Source organism: Pseudalkalibacillus salsuginis (assembly GCF_021646685.1).
In the GTDB taxonomy this organism is placed as follows: domain Bacteria; phylum Bacillota; class Bacilli; order Bacillales; family Fictibacillaceae; genus Pseudalkalibacillus; species Pseudalkalibacillus salsuginis.
In genome coordinates, this window is sequence record NZ_JAKJHW010000002.1 from 813622 (window position 1) to 830186 (window position 16565).

General features: G+C 42.0%; 11 protein-coding genes. 3 read left to right on the forward strand and 8 right to left on the reverse strand.

Annotation, left to right across the window (positions count from 1 at the left end; genetic code table 11):
* Positions 1 to 60: 60 nt before the first annotated feature.
* Positions 61 to 258, reverse strand: coding sequence for a DUF2188 domain-containing protein (locus tag L1611_RS09000; protein ID WP_236312733.1), 198 nt, complete (start codon positions 256 to 258; stop codon positions 61 to 63).
* 175 nt (positions 259 to 433) lie between these two features.
* On the opposite strand from L1611_RS09000, the gene L1611_RS09005 reads away from it, so the two are divergent.
* Positions 434 to 1045, forward strand: a complete 612-nt coding sequence (locus L1611_RS09005; protein ID WP_236312734.1) for a DedA family protein — start codon at positions 434 to 436, stop codon at positions 1043 to 1045.
* A gap of 19 nt (positions 1046 to 1064) precedes the next feature.
* On the forward strand, positions 1065 to 1898 hold the full coding sequence (locus L1611_RS09010) for an undecaprenyl-diphosphate phosphatase (protein ID WP_236312735.1): 834 nt from the start codon (positions 1065 to 1067) through the stop codon (positions 1896 to 1898).
* Between the two features lie 131 nt (positions 1899 to 2029).
* Here the strand turns inward: L1611_RS09010 and L1611_RS09015 are convergent, their stop codons facing one another.
* The 3 genes from L1611_RS09015 to L1611_RS09025 all read right to left on the reverse strand — a co-directional run bounded on the left by L1611_RS09015 (position 2030) and on the right by L1611_RS09025 (position 3270).
* Positions 2030 to 2332, reverse strand: a complete 303-nt coding sequence (locus L1611_RS09015; RefSeq protein ID WP_236312736.1) for a hypothetical protein — start codon at positions 2330 to 2332, stop codon at positions 2030 to 2032.
* A gap of 124 nt (positions 2333 to 2456) precedes the next feature.
* Positions 2457 to 2723 (reverse strand): hypothetical protein, encoded by a 267-nt coding sequence (locus L1611_RS09020; RefSeq protein ID WP_236312737.1) that lies wholly within the window; start codon positions 2721 to 2723, stop codon positions 2457 to 2459.
* A 154-nt stretch (positions 2724 to 2877) separates the two neighbouring features.
* Positions 2878 to 3270, reverse strand: coding sequence for a DUF2512 family protein (locus L1611_RS09025; RefSeq protein WP_236312738.1), 393 nt, complete (start codon positions 3268 to 3270; stop codon positions 2878 to 2880).
* Positions 3271 to 3844: 574 nt separating this feature from the next.
* Here L1611_RS09025 and L1611_RS09030 point away from each other — a divergent pair.
* Positions 3845 to 12118 (forward strand): carboxypeptidase regulatory-like domain-containing protein, encoded by an 8274-nt coding sequence (locus L1611_RS09030; protein ID WP_236312739.1) that lies wholly within the window; start codon positions 3845 to 3847, stop codon positions 12116 to 12118.
* Positions 12119 to 12347: 229 nt separating this feature from the next.
* On the opposite strand, the gene L1611_RS09035 is transcribed toward L1611_RS09030, so the two are convergent.
* From L1611_RS09035 to L1611_RS09050, 4 genes are all read right to left on the reverse strand, one after another.
* Positions 12348 to 13703 (reverse strand): MATE family efflux transporter, encoded by a 1356-nt coding sequence (locus L1611_RS09035; protein ID WP_236312740.1) that lies wholly within the window; start codon positions 13701 to 13703, stop codon positions 12348 to 12350.
* Positions 13704 to 14020: 317 nt separating this feature from the next.
* Entirely contained in the window at positions 14021 to 14545 is a 525-nt protein-coding gene (locus L1611_RS09040; protein WP_236312741.1) for a GNAT family N-acetyltransferase, read from the reverse strand.
* A gap of 340 nt (positions 14546 to 14885) precedes the next feature.
* Positions 14886 to 15620, reverse strand: a complete 735-nt coding sequence (locus L1611_RS09045) for an alpha/beta fold hydrolase (RefSeq protein WP_236312742.1) — start codon at positions 15618 to 15620, stop codon at positions 14886 to 14888.
* A 125-nt stretch (positions 15621 to 15745) separates the two neighbouring features.
* Positions 15746 to 16201, reverse strand: coding sequence for a GNAT family N-acetyltransferase (locus L1611_RS09050; RefSeq protein WP_236312743.1), 456 nt, complete (start codon positions 16199 to 16201; stop codon positions 15746 to 15748).
* Positions 16202 to 16565: the final 364 nt, after the last annotated feature.

Here is a 16565-nt window from a genome sequence, read left to right on the forward strand (position 1 = left end):
TGTTAAATGATAAAAAGGCGACCGCACATCGGCTTTACTTATGTTCTGGTCGCCCTTTCATCAATATGTCCTCTCTTCTTCGACTTCCAAATTTTTATCAAGGATAGATAGCTTGCTCGGTTTGTTTTCTTTCGCAATTTCTTCTGCGTATTCGATCGCAGCTGATTTCATTTCATAATGATCTGCAGGTGCAGTTTCCTCGATTTTCACAAACCAGCCGTTCACATCGCGGTCTGGGACAACACTGTAGTGTTTCATGTAAACTCCCTCCTGAATGTTTCGCTTTTTTCACTTATCCATTCCCGCTGATCCCACTGTTAAAACTCAGATAGCTGTTCTAACCTTGTTCTAAACAAATGTGTATTTTTTCATATTCCTTTCTGCTGAAAAATAGATTAATATAACAAAGACAAACTTAGATATGGAGAAACCGATGCAGAATTGGATTACTAGTTTCATGGAACATTATGGTTATTTCGGGATTTTTATAATGATGGCGCTGGAAAACATTTTCCCACCGATTCCATCTGAAGTGATTTTGCCCTTTGGTGGCTTTTTGACAACCTATTCCACACTGAGTATCCCCTATGTAATTTTATCCGCAACGGCAGGTTCTGTAGCAGGGGCTTTGATTTTATACCAGTTGGGTCTGTTCTTGGATGTAGCCCGTCTTGAAAGGATCATCGATCGATGGGGAACCCTTTTGCGGATCAAGAAATCGGATATCCGGAAAGCCGACAAGTGGTTTGACGATTACGGCTATTGGACGGTGCTTTTCTGTCGGATGGTCCCGCTTATTCGAAGCTTAATTTCAATTCCAGCGGGCATGTCAAACATGAAGTTCAAGCTTTTTCTCCTTTTTACTACAATCGGTACACTGATTTGGAACGTATTTCTTGTCCTGATTGGATCTGCGTTAGGACATTCATGGGATAAAATATTGGAATTTATGGACATCTACTCCAGTATCATTTATATCATCATTGCTGCTGGCCTCCTATTCTTCATCACATCTGTTATTAAGAAGAGAAAGAACGATCATTAAATGAGAGGATAAATGATTGATGGATCTGATTTTATTTTTAAAAGCGATTATCTTAGGAATGGTCGAAGGACTGACTGAATTCGCCCCTATTTCGTCAACCGGGCATATGATTATCGTTGATGACATGTGGCTTCAATCGAAAGAGTTCCTGACAAAATATGTTGCCAATACATTCAAGGTCGTCATCCAGCTTGGATCCATATTAGCTGTTGTCGTCGTTTTTTGGGACAGATTGATCGGACTGATCGGTTTGAAACGAAAGAAAGGCATTAATAGTGATGAACCACAAAATCGACTAAGATTGTCCCAAGTGATCGTCGGATTATTGCCTGCTGGGGTATTGGGGGTATTGTTTGAGGACTATATCGATGAGTATCTATTTTCGACTGAAACAGTTTTGGTTGGTCTCGTTATCGGGGCATTTTTCATGATTTTCGCGGATTTTTTCAGTAAAAAAGAAGCTACTGTCAAAACGGTGGACCAAATTACGTACAAACAAGCTCTTACGGTAGGTCTTATTCAATGTTTTTCCCTTTGGCCAGGATTCTCCCGGTCTGGCTCAACGATCTCCGGTGGGGTTCTTGTGGGAATGAGCCACCGTGCAGCAGCAGACTTCACTTTTATCATGGCAGTCCCGATCATGGCAGGAGCAAGTTTCCTTTCCTTAGTCAAAAACTGGCAGTACTTTTCGATGGATGCTCTGCCGTTTTTCATCGTCGGGTTTGTTAGCGCTTTTATCTTTGCTTTACTCTCCATACAATTTTTTCTGAGAATGATCAACCGAATCAAACTGATTCCTTTCGCGATTTACCGGATTGTCTTGGCAGGAGTCGTATACATGGTTTATTTTTGATAGTGATAGATAGAGTTCGGAAGTATGAAATTGACTGATTATTGTTTTAGGTTTTGTAAATGGAGTGCTTTAAATAAAACACCCCATTGTAATAGGCTAAAAGGTAATCTGATTCTGAATCGTTTATTATTCTAAAAGAACATGAAATGATCTTCCTCCTCTTTTGTTCTTGAGGATTGTCGGGAAAACGAACTTGATTTTCTCTTGCTTTTCTTTGATTCTAATACAGCATCACGGGAGCTTATATGTTTATTTTTTTCTAAAAGCTTATCTAATTTACGAATCATCCTATCAAACTCTTCATCACTAAGTTTGCCAGAAGCATGCATATAACAAGCATAAGCATAAGCTAATGCGGTCGTATCGATCGTGATATTCACATCTACGTCAGAGTTTCCACTGTGATTAACGGCGGATTGGTTGTCCATGCCCAAATTCAAGCCTCCTTTTGGGAAATTAAAAGGAGTGGCCCCCGAAAAGTGTACAATTCCTTCAATGTTAATACTAAATGTAATTGAAGGTCTACACCTTTTTAGGGGTCAGTCCCTAGTCAATAAATTAGTCGAATTGTTTTTGTCGCTGTTTTTGATCCTGGTCTTGGTCTTGATCTTGATCCTGGTCCTGATCTTGGTCCTGGTTAGCACGTGCTTTAACACGAGTTTTAGATTCACTGTCTACATCAATTACAATATCAACGTAAGAGTTCCCGCTTTTTTTCACGTAAGCTTTGTTAATGTTTTTATCTTTAAGTTCGTTTTCTGATACGTTGACGTTTTCATCTTTAAGCCTGTTTTCAACGTTGATGTTTTCATCTTTATATGACAATATAATCCACCTCCTTTTTATAAGAGATATTTATTTTTATGCTGAAGCAAGTCCTTTGGTGTGGACAAGCTGAATAGGCAAATATGTTTTTTATTTAGTTTCTCATAATGGTATAAAAGCTCATGGTTATCGATTCCCCTACTTTTATATAAAGTTAGATAATATTGTTTCTCCTTAAGGGAAGGGTTCTAATAGTAACCCGCGATTTCTGAGTTTTTCCAGTGTTAATCAACCAGCGATGTTGAACGATCTCTGTTATCGTCAAGAGGATGGCAGTCAAGACAGCTCCAAAAAAAGTGACTGTTGCCACTTGAAATAATGAAACAAAGTAAACAATCACGGTTGCGGCCATAAAATCCAAAATAGTTCTAGTCCAAAATGTACCTCTTTTCAATAACAACACTTCCATCATATGGGCAGATACAGCGAGGATTAACCCTACGATTATAGGTTGATAAAAAGCCTCATAATTTACATTTGGAAAAATAAGATCAGCAAAAAATACGGTTAGTGGACATACAAAAAGTTTTACAATAAAACCCATCATAAGAAATACCTCCTTTTTCCTTAAGATTTCTAAATGGAGTAATTCTTATGAACTTAAATATTCATACTGCCTAAAATCAAAAATCACCTAACTCTATTCACGATATCCTTTTGTGCGGATAAAAGATAGAGCATATTTATATCATTGACTTTCCCCATTAAAACCCACGATGAGTACCTTACACCCGGTTTTTCGCTTCATAAGGTACTCAGAAACCCGCGATGAGTACCTTACACCCGGTTTTTCGCTTCATAAGGTACTCAGAAACCCTCGATGAGTACCTTACGCCCGGTTTTTCGCTTCATAAGGTACTCAGAAACCCTCGATGAGTACCTTACGCCCGGTTTTTCATTTCGTAAGGTATTCAGAAACCCTAGCCAAGTACTTTACATCCAATTTCCACTTCATAATTTACCATTTATGCACCTCATCAACTCCACAACACAAACCAGTCATACACCACAGTACCTACAATCGTATGGCATAAGTACTACTCTACGACTTTCCATTAGCAGATTGTTTGGTAAGTGAATAACATACCTAGAAATGTTATGTGAGGAGATGAAAAAATGAGATGTCTTTTCCAGAAAACGTTCAGTATCTGCCGATAAGACTTGATGATGACCGTTTTATGTTTGATGCATCGGGTGATGAAAGTCCAATTTCGACGGACATTGTAGGAAATCAAACGTATCCCTCTTTATTTTTTGCTTATGATGGCACTAACGTCTATTTCCGTTTACGTCTAAACGGAGATCCAAGAAATATAGCTCAAACTTCATTCCGGAGTTTTTCTTGGGGGATTCTGATCAATTCAAGCGGTGAAGCTGGAACATACGATTACCTTTTAGCCGTAAATGGTTTGAGAGCACAGTTGAACCTGATCAAAAATACAGTGAAGGAATTCAATTCGTGGAATGATCCTGCTGAAGGATTGGATGGTCGAGGGGAACCGAGTTACAGCCGGCCAATCATCAATTTCGATGTAGCCCGGGTTACCCCGGCTGATTCGAACTTCAGTTCAAACCCGGATTTCTTCCTTGATTTTTTCATTCCTGCCTCTACCCTGTTTTCCATTTTAGGAGTAACAGAAGTAAGTGCGTTACAGTTCATCGGCTTCACCGCTACAAACGAAAACAATTATAACAAAGATTCGTTACGATTTATTGAAGGGTTCCAATTTGTAGAGACTCTCTCTGAGCCTGTTTCAGTTTCAGATTCTGATATAAGGGCCGATCTGAATGTCGAAAAAACACTTCTAAGTGGTCCGTCTTCTGTGATAGCTGGGCAATTCAATACGTATAGAGCCCGTTTGACAGTGTCTAATCCAGGTGAAAGCGCAGCGACAAATGTTACTGTAAATGACATTATTGGATTGGATAATATAAGCAGTTTCACTATAGAGTCAGTTGGACTAGGAACTGCAACGTTCAATACCACTGCCAAGTCGCTGAATTGGACGATCGGAAACCTTTCAGCGGGGGCTTCCGTATCACTAATCTTCAATGTGGAGGGGGCATTCACTACATCCGGAACCCGGATCTTCGAAAATGCAAAAGCATCAGGGAATGATCTATCAACCGGTGGTGTGATTACGCCAGCTACAGAAGTTACAAATCTACAAGTTATTGAAACTGGTGGATTATCAGGGACCGTTTTAGATGGGAACACTGGTTTATCCTTATCGGGCGTTACGGTGGAACTTCTTCAAAATGGTACCGAGATAGGGACGACTTCGACGAATGGAAGTGGAGACTATAGCTTTACTTCGATTGAACCCGGGAGTTATACGGTTCGTTTTTCGAAGACTGCATATACAACTGTTACTCAGCCAGTAACAGTTTCGTCCAATAGAATCAGTACGTTGAACTTAGCCCTCCCGCCGCTTCCAGGCTCAATTAATGGAAGTGTCACTGCGCAGGGTGGTGGTGTGCTTCAGAACGCACGAGTTACCTTGACGGACACATTCGGAGCGTTGATTGGCCAAACGGTCACAGATGCAGGAGGTTCATATTACTTCCCCCAAGTAAAACCAGGTCATTATACGCTCAGTGTTTCACGTGATAATTACCAATCAAAAACAGAAGGTGTGGAAGTATCACCAAATAGTGTTTCCACGGTGAACTTTGTCCTTAGTCCAAACCCTGCGACTGTTAATGGGACTGTGGAAAATACGACAGGACAACCGATTGCAGATGCTCTTGTCCAAGTTAAAAATGAAGCAGGCATTATTGTAGCCTTTACCTTTACGGATACAAATGGGCAATTTGCGTTCAATTCAATAGCACCTGGCACCTATTTCCTCCAGGCGAGCGCGGATGATTTTGCCAAGCAGACACTGGGTACCACCCTTAGTGCAGGTGAAACCGAAACATTAACGTTCCGGCTTGTTACCGTTTTCGGTACATTCACCGGAACGGTCAGGGATGAAAGAACGAATATACCCCTTCCATCTGCAAATGTCCGTGTCATCGATCAATCTGGAATCGACGTCACAAGTACGGTTACAAGCAGTAATGGATCCTATACAATTGGCAGCTTACGCCCTGGAAGCTACAGTATCATCTTTTCTGCAGATGGATATGGCTCTACAATCCTAGGCGGGGTCGTTGAGGAAAACCAATCAACCACCGTCAATGCAACCATGCAACGGCTTGTCGGTTCTATCGATGGATCAGTTACAGATCAAACCGGGAATCCGATTTCGGGAGCGCTTGTCCGATTGTTTTCCGAAAATGTGTTAGTAAGTTCGATCGTTACGGACAATACGGGCAGATTCGGATTCTCCAACCTTACACCTGGATCCTATTCGGTTACGGTCAGTGCAGAAAACTTCGCAACACACTCTCAAGGTGTCATTGTTCGTTCGGACGAAACCTCAATAGTTGAAATTACAATGACGGCTCTGGCTGGGAATATAGCTGGAAACGTGACTGACAACCAGGGAAATCCAATAGGAGGGGCTGTACTCGTTTTACGCCAGGCTCAGTCGGATATTATCGTTGCCAGAACGGTCACGAATAATGAAGGTGTATATTCTCTTCCTTCCATAGAACCAGGTATGTATCAATTGGCGAGCCTGGCGACTGACTTCCAAAGTATCGTTACGGGAGTGAATGTGCTTTCGAATCAAACGAGTATTGCTAACTTCCAATTGGTTCCCCAACCTTCTGCAATTACAGGTTCTGTCCTGAATGGTACCACGGGGGACCCGATCGCTGGGGCGTCTGTTGAGGTTCGTATTCTTGATTTGAATGGAGCTGTCATTTCGAATACGTTTACTGATCCTGGCGGGCAATTCCTCGTTACGGGGTTAAGCCCAGGCTTTTATAGCATCGTCGCATCCGCAAAGGATTTCCAGACGAATGCCGCCTCCATCGTACTTGGTCCAAACGAACTTGAAACAGTCAATATAAGCTTATTACCTAGTCCAGGTGCTCTTACTGGAACGATTCGAAATGCACAAACAGGTGAAACCTTAACAGGGGCTGAGATTTTAATCAACAATCAGAACGGGGTAAGGGTACAATCGACCCTATCAGATTCAGAGGGAGAATACTTGTTTAATGGCCTCCCCCCGGGAGATTATACGATTGTCGTTTCAGCCGAAAGCTTCCAGACTGCGATCACAGGTGTCGTGGTCGAACAAAACTATACGAAGGTGCGGAACATCTCATTAGAGCCGAATCCGGGAAGTATTTCAGGTGCTGTGACCCCAATAGTAGACAATACCATTATCAATTTGTTTACGAGTGACAGTGTGTTGGTCTCCTCAACTGTCGCAACACAGTCGGGTGAATTCATATTTCCAAACTTGGCACCTGGTTCCTACGTCATCTCTGCAGCTGCACCTAATTTTGCTGCAGATGTAGTCGGTGCGGCTGTCATATCGAATCAGACGACTGAAGTAACACTTTCGTTAATCCCGGACCCATCGATGATTTCCGGGCAAGTTTCAGGTACAGATGGACAGCCGATTGGAAATGCGATCATCAGGGTCATCGACTTGAATGAAAATGTGATCAGGACCGGGGCTACAGAAGCAAATGGAAGGTATTCAATAGGAAATTTACCGCCAGGATCGTTTCAAGTCGTTGTCAGTGCTCCAAATACAGGAAGCCAGATGACTGGAGTCACACTCACTCCAGGGTCTTCACAATCACTGGATTTTGTGCTGACATTTGATCCAGGTTCGGCTATCGGTGAAATCTTCAATCCAAATGGGGATCCAATTTCAGGTGTGACGGTAATTTTACGTGATGAGCATGGAGGGTTTATTGCTTCGGTCCTTTCAAACAGCTTCGGTGCATATAAATTTGAGGATTTGTCACCGGGAAGTTATAACATTGTCGCGACAGCACCTAACTTCTCCACAGAAACCATCGGTGTGATTATCCAGAGCAATCAGGTTTCATCTGCGAATATAACGTTGACGAATGTAGTCGGTGATATTAGCGGTCGAGTAGTTGATGAGAACGGTCAGCCGATTACGGGAAGTAACATTCAACTGAAACTGTTGAATGAAGTCAGTTTTCTTCTGCAAACCGCTGTCGCACAGTCGGATGGGACCTTCCGTTTCGATGACCTGGCACCGGGACGTTATTTGATCAACGCGAGTAAGGAAGGATTTGCTGCCAAAACCGTTTCAGTCGATGTTACTGCAGGCAGTACAACAAACGTAACCGTATCATTATCGCCAATTACATCTACGTTGGCCGGTATTGTAAGGAATGAACTAACTGGTGACCCTATTGCTGGGGCAAGGGTTGAAGTGAATTCACTGACTGGAATCTTTCTGGCTTATACCGTAAGTAATCAAGACGGTACGTTTGAACTGACCAACCTGCCACCTCAAACGGTTGTAGTAAGTATTTCTGCATCAAGTTTTGGTTCCGATGCCTTGACAGTGAACTTAATTCCAAATGAGACAACGAACGTAACCGTTCAACTCCATCCGAATCCTGGTTCTCTGACGGGTTTCATAACAAATATTATCTCAGGGAATGCGATTCCGGGTACAGTCGTTGTCATATCAACCGTCACGGGATCAGAAATCACCCGTACGACAACTGATCTCTCGGGTCAATATTTAGTTGAAGGATTGGAGCCAGGCAATTATCGGGTCGTTGCAGGTGGAATGGATGTCTCCACTCAAACAGCTACCATCACTATTGAACCTGAAGCTACTGCTATCCTTAGCTTTGCATTGACTCCAATTGTCGGGAGTATAAATGGAATCGTGCGAAATCAGGAAACTGGAGAGGCAATTGCAGGAGCGACGGTTTTTGTGAGGTTGCTATCACCATCAGGTCCACTCATTGCCTCTACCCTGAGTGACGATGACGGATATTACACGGTCTTTGGATTAGAACCGAACTCATACACACTCATCGGGTTTGCAAAAGGATTTGGAACAGCTGAGGCGACCACTATGGTTATAGCAAATGAAAGCAAAACGGTTGATCTATTGCTGCCGCAAAACCCCGGTTTTGTAAATGGGGTTGTCCGCAATAGTGAGACGGGTGAGGTAGTTCCAAATGCAACTGTCATTCTATATACGGAGACGGGTATCCGCATCTTATCGATTGATACTGATCAGAATGGTTTCTATCGTTTCCCTGGGGTTACACCTGATCAATATCGCCTGGTCGTCGTCAAAGAAAATTTCAACCGTCCTGTAGTCGGAGTCACGATCGTATCTGATCAAGTAGAAACGGTGAATATCAATATTCAGCCGAACACAGGAAACATTGGTGGTAAAGTGACGGATAGCCAAACCCATGCACCTATTGTCGGAGCGCTTGTACTTGTCTATAAGTCGACTAGTATTGATCCCGTCGCTAGAGCCGTTTCGGATAGTTTAGGGAATTACTCAATTACAGGACTATTGCCAGGTGTATACAATGTTGTTGCCTCCGCACTCAAGTATTCTCAAGAATCGGTCGGGGCGACGGTAATGTCGGGCGAAACATCAATAGCCAATCTCTCTTTGGATCCATTGCCAGCTTCGGTCAGTGGAACTGTAACTGACTCAATTGGAGATCCTATAGCGAATGCGACTGTTAAATTAATCGACCTGAATAATGTTGTCGTCGGGTTTGCTACAACAGATAGCAACGGAAACTATGCGATAACGAACTTGAAAAGGGGGACATATCTTGTACTTGTCAAGGCGTCAGGGTTTGCAGCAGAATCTACAGGCATAACCCTTGAACAAGGAGAGGCCTTAAATGACCTCGATTTTTCCTTGACTGCAAATCCTGGGTCTATCAGAGGTTTTGTCCTTGAAGTTGAAACTGGTGAGCCTCAGGAAGACGTGACTGTTTCCGTTCTAAATGGAAATGGCATTGTAATTGCCACGACAGTAACGACACAAACAGGATCCTATTTATTTCAGGAATTACCCCAAGGTTTCTATACGCTGATCGCTATAAAAGATGGGTTTGCACAAGCAACTGTTGGAGTAAATGTTGTAAGCGAACAGGAAACAAATGTGAATTTATTTTTACAATCGAATCCAGGTGAAATTAGAGGAACAGTACTGGATGAACAAGGGCGGCCAATCATAGGGCGAAATACGTCTATAAGATTGATGACTCCGGAAAATATCATCCTTCAGACCGTACTGGCCTCAACTGATGGGGTATTTGGTTTCATCAATCTCTCACCAGGAAACTATTTGCTTAATGTAGCCGCTAATGGTTATGAAACCGTTACTGTCGGGGTTATTGTACGGCCAGATGAAACAACGAATGTTCCTTTCGTTTTGCAACCTTTAAGTAGCACGATCGTAGGTATTGTCCTAAGCCGGTTGACCGAAGAACCAGTACCTGGTTCGGAAATTACAGTCGCGAATGAAGATGGAATCAGTATCGCTGCAGGGCTTGCGAATCAAGACGGCAGGTTCGTTATTACTGATTTACCTCCTGGATCGTTGAATGTATCAGCAAGGAGGGAAAGATTCGGAAGTACTTCCGTTGGTATTGTGGTTGATCCTGGTGAACAAGTGGAGACAGAACTGATATTGGCTCCTGAACCGGGGTCTCTTAACGGGGTCATTACAAATCGTCAGACCGAAGAACCAATTCCTGGTGCGGCAGTTCAAGTTCTCGATCGGACACAGGTAGTCCTACACACCGTGTTATCGGATAACAACGGCTTTTACCAGGTAACTGGGTTGGAGCCTGGCAACTACCAATTGATTATTAGCAAATTGAATTTCAGTACTGAATCGTGGAGTACGGAAGTCGTTCCCAATGAAACGACGACAAATGATTTTGTCTTATTACCGAACCCTGGTGCTGTAGCGGGGGAGGTATTCATGGACAATGATGAGACAGGTGCTATATCTCTTGGGCTTACAGAAGCAAACGAAAACGGGACCCCGATTGTGGGTGCCACCATTATCGTACGATTGTTCTCACCAGCTGGTCCAATCATCGCTTCAACGGCTACTAATTTCCAGGGGAGATATGTCATCAATGGACTGACTCCTGGTGTTTATACGTTTATAGCTAGTAAAGAAGGTTTCAGGAATGCCGATGCTAGCGATGAAGTCTTCAGTGACCAAGTAACCGAACAAGATTTCCTATTATCTCCACTACATGCCTCTGTCTTTGGACGCGTTACAAGTGCAGTTACAGGGGAAGGGCTGCCTAACACTCGCATCCGGCTTACGAATGCAGGAGGAACGGTTGTGAAAGAAGTCCAGACTGACATTAATGGTAACTACTTGCTCAATAAAATCGAGCCAGGTGTTAATGATCTTGTTGCATTGAACCCTGAGTTCCAAAATGGCTATCAACAATTTACCATTGAAAACCAGGAAACGCGTGAAATTAATTTCGCCCTAAATCCGTTGCCAGGACGGATTGTTGGAACGGTAGCCGACATGAACAGTGATCCGATCCCTGGCGCTATCCTGGTCGTGTTAAATAACGAAAATAGACCGATTACCAATGCCATAACTGACCAAAATGGAAATTATACGATTGAGGGTCTTGCTCCTGGTGAATACACGGTAAGAGCAACAGCATCCAACTTCATATCCAAGGCAGTATTGGAAACGGTTTCCCCTAATGAAACGACAACAGTTTCCTTCCAGTTGGAACCTAATCCGGCTTCAATTAGAGGATTTGTCACCGATTCAGAGGGGAATCCGGTTCGAACGGCATCTGTCAGTGTGTTCGATGAAAACGGGCTGTTAATTGGTCGAGGAGCAACAGATTTGAATGGGGAGTATGTAATTGGAAATCTGCCGCCTGGAGAAGTTGAGGTATTAGCCAGTGCAAGCGGCCTTACACCAGTTACTCGGATCGTCATTTTAACCGCTGGTGAGCAAACGATTGTCTCCTTTACACTTAGTCCACAGCAAGTTCATTCCACCATCCGTGGGGAAGTCATAGATGCAACAACAGGAAATCGCATTGATGTAGCGTTTGTTGTCCTCCGTATGCTAGATGGAACCATAATCGATTCGATTACGACCACCGATGGACTGTTTGCATTTACAGGACTGGAGGCTGGAACGTACCGAGTAAATGCCGCAGCAAGTGGTTACAATCCATCTACCGAGATGGTTAACGTAAATGAAGGGGAAACCGCGTTCATCGTCCTAGAATTGACAAAACGATCATTAATTATTGGCGGGAGAGATCGATTTATCCTTGTCGGGAGTAAAGGTCCATTATGTTTAACGGGAGCAGACTGCCCGACAATCTTCACCTTACTTTGTACTGATGATCAATCTAGATGTGGTACCTTCGCCTATCAAGTCGGGACACTCTTTGGTACAGAGACACGGATATTAATAGTGGATCTATCCAGGTTCGAGCTAGTGCGAGTTTAACGATTAAAGGGGCACCTAAACCTATGTTTGAGGTAGCCCCTTCTTCCTTTCGCAGTAAATTATCAGTCAATAAGGTTTTGACGATCCCACTCGTGAAAATAAGCTGAATATGCTTTCTTGTATATATTCTACCACTTATTTACAATTAAACAGGAAACTCATCAATAGCAGTTAACCGTTTCAGTGCGGTTCGATCACACGATTCGCCATTAGCAGATTTATTGTTCTTCTAAGAACGCATTCCTATATAGATTTTTCCCCTCTTTCCATCATAAATTTCATTTGAAGGAAAAAGCTTCTTTTGTAAACCTGGGACAAACAAGAGTAAAAAAAAGGAACGCGCTACACTAAAGAGGATGAAAGCGAACCACAACCCATGGTTTCCCAGACTAGGAACCGTTAAGAAAAGAGCCATTAAAAATAAGATAAGGGCATATATCATACTATTTCGTATAGGGGCTGCTTCTGTTGAACCAACATACAACCCATGAAGGACTATACCAAAACTGGCGAGGAGCGGGAAAAGCAGTATCCAGCTCTGATAGGTCTGTGCTTCCTCCAGAACTTCTGGAATTTTTGTGAACAGGCGGAAAATGCGGTAATCAAATAGGTAGTAGGTACCGGCTATGATTAGAGAGGTGAAAACAGCCCACTGGCAAGAAAGCCTTATGGTCATTTTATACAATAAATGATCCCTTGAACCGATCGCCCTTCCTGCCATTATACTTGATGCGTTTGCAAAACCATCAAAAAGGTAGGCCATGATGAAATGGACCTGGATCAGTATGGCATTAGCAGCAAGTATTTCAGTTCCAAATGAAGCCCCTTTTGCCGTCAACAAATTAAATACGATCAATAGGCAAAATGTACGGATAAATAGATCACGGTTCATCTGCATCATTTTTTTAAACGACGAAGTATTCATGAATTTTGACATAGAAGGTATCTTTAATTCAAAGGGTGACACTTTCAAGACTATAATCAGACCTATCACAAACGTGGTGATTTCTGAAATCAAGGTTGCACTAGCTACTCCTGGCACTCCCCAGTTTAAAATAATGACAAAGAAGAGGTCGAGTACAATATTCGTAAGGTTTAGATAAAGCTGAAGAAACAGCGTTTTTTTTATCATGAGCATTCCCATCAACCAGCCGATAATCACGTAGTTCAATAATCCAAAAGGTGCTCCCCATATCCTTATACTAAAATACTCTGTTGCAAGAGACTGTACATTCTGATCAGGGGTTAACAAAGGTAAAAACAAACGGGTGATCGACCACTGGAGAATAATGAGAGTAATCCCTACAAGGAGAGCGATTAGTAAAGGTCTTATTAATGCAAGCATCATACCCTCTTTATCATCAGCACCATGAGATTGGGTGGTAAATCCGGTTGTGCTGACCCGTAAAAAGCCAAATAGCCAATACATGGTGTTGAATATGATGGTTCCGACAGCTACCGCAGCGATGTAAGCCGGGTCAGGCATATGTCCCACAACAGCTGTATCTACTGCTCCCAATAAAGGGGTGGTGATGGTGGTGATGGTCAGAGGAAGCGCAAGTGCCAAATAGGCTTTATGTGTCAACGTGTTCACTCCTGAGGAAATTTATTCAATTTGTCAAATTTCAAATCATCTTAAAATAAATCATAAAAGGGTGCTTATCTAATGGTTGATGTCCTAATGAACTTTGCTTGATGCTAAAGATATTTCCCTCGATACTGGGATTCTACAGGGAAAATCTTAGTCCGCTCCTAAACAATCTTAATCGTAACAAATGAACATAAAATTTCACAAGAAAAAACACATGCGATTTTCCTTTGTGAAAATTACATGCGTTTTAAAGCGTAATGTATGTATACAAAATCGAACCCTTAATCTCTACTCAACTCTCTCCTCTGTCCCTAATCCAGATACTTTTCCATACGAATGTCATACCACATTTTATCATTCCAATAGGTGAAGTCTTTGATCCGTCTGATTTCCTGGTAACCCAACTTCTGATACAGTTTGTGCGCCTGTTTATTAAATTCAAAAACGCCAAGTTCAATACGCTTAAGCCCATGAAGCTTGATCTGTTCCTCTAAATGGCACATCGCCATTTCGCCGACTCCCTTCCCCCTGCCTTCCTTTTCACCTATTGTAATCCCGATCCAGGCGGTTCCAGGTTCTTTTTTGTAAAGGTGATCCGGGTCAACCGTATAGTTCATTTCTCCAATCAACTTGTCATCGAGATAAATCAGATATACATGACTATGTTCAATTCGTTGTGCCAGTTCATCTAAGGTGATTATTCTCTTGCGTTCAAATTCCTCCTTGTTTTGGTTAGGTCTAGTCAACGGAATCAAAGTGGGATCGTTTTCCCACATGTTTAACTTCTCCACATGGGATGAAGTAGCTTCAGTTAATTTAATAAATTCAATATTCACAGGGTGCTCCTTTCTAGTAGCGACAGTTATATTAAGGATTAAGACTGTACTTATACTTCTATCCAACCATTTGAATTCCTTTTCGGTCAGAGCAAATTTTGTCCTTTTACGGTCGGAAAATTTATCTAAAGTGGATCGAACAAAGTAAACAACTTAAGTAACATGCGGAAGCTGTTAACAGAATATGCGACTTTCTTTAAGCTAGATGGCATTTTCGGTAGTGACATTGCCAAGGATAGTCGTTTGATAATGGACTATCCTAACCGAAAAGTTGAGCTCGTCTAATCCATAAAACTATCCTTATAACTAGAAGGATCTTTTCCTCCGGGAATACGCTCCTTTAGTTTCTGCTATCTATAGAGCATACCATTTCTTTTATAGCATCTATTACTATGTTGGGGCTGTCATGGTGGATAGCATGTCCAGCCTCTTTTACGATAATGTGTTTGCTTTTTGTGGATAAATTTTTAAGTTCTTTTTGAAAATCCATCCAAGCAGCCATAGACTCCTGTGTATGATGCTGTTGTGTACCCCCTGTCATGACAATGAGTGGAATATTTTTGAGAGTAGTTCCACGTACTTGTTCCAGGCTCTCCTCAAATTCATCCAAAGATGCTTCTACTACGAATTGTCCTAAATATACTTGCTGAATATCCTTCGTAAATAATGGAACCATTTTCTTGTTTTGATCTTCGTGAGCGGAATCCAGAAGGATGATACCTTTTACCTCGGCAGGATATCTACTAGCATATAATCTGACATTGATGCCACCGAATGAGTGTCCTACCAATATGTAAGGTGGTTTGATATCAGCTTTCTTAAGCAAGTTTCTAAGATTTTCTATAATTTGCAGACTATGTTTTGGTCGATCACTATTACCGCTTCTCCCTACACCTTCCCTGTCATACATAAACATCCTTGCAAACTTGGAGATCTCTTCTCTAATTGGGTTCCATTTGTCTAGTGACCATCCATATCCAGACTCAAACACTATCGTAGGACCGTCATTTGACTCTCCAACATACTCGTAATATAAATCTGTTCCCCCTATATCCACTAATTGGCCGATGCCCATAGTCTCTCACTCTCCTTCAAGACTCCTGTATTTGATACCAATTATTTCAAAACAGTGAAATCAATTCAATCTTTATAAAAAAGAAGATAATCTTGATGGACAAGCCTTCTATTGGATGAAAACACTTAAAGTTCCATCGTCATGAACATGCTGTTAGGGTCCTCCATATAATCAGCAAAGGGCTTGCAATATTGAAATCCAAAATTCTCATAAAGTCTTCTTGCTGGGATGAATGCATCCATTGATCCTGTTTCCAAACTTAACCGTCGATAACTCCGTTTCCTGGCTTCTTCAATTATGTATTCAAGGATTCGCTTTGCAACACCCTTTCTGAGATGTGATGTAGAAGTTCGCATTGACTTGATTTCTCCATGGTGGGTGTCAAGCTCCTTCAGGGCTCCGCATCCAGCTAATTCTCCCTCTTCCCATGCACTCCAGAATGTTATTTCTGGTTTCCGTAATGCCTCAAGATCAAGAGCATGTATACTTTCGGGCGGGGAATGGAGTGTCATGCCTTGAAGATGCCCCCTTACCAATTCACCTATTTCAGTCCCAGTCAAGTCATCTAATTTAATATCCATAAACAGCCCCTCCAACCTCCATTTTTCAACTACAAAATAATCATACTATCAACCCATATCGTTTTAATAAAAAAATGCTTTATCAAGCCAATAATAATAAGTTTGTACTACCTATGAATTGATAAAAACTCATCTAATATCACTTTGTGACTTTTAACGGTATTCTCAGGAGTCTCGTCAGGATAAAAGAATTTGAAATCTATAGATTCTGACCGATCAATTGTTAGTCTCCCATGGAATCCTTTTGAATAATAGGCAACCGTCACGGTTTGGTTTCTCAAGACATAGCTTTAGACAATGAATAAGAATTAGGCCTGATTATGACACCAATTATTTCAAATTAAGGAATTCAACCTCAATGTTA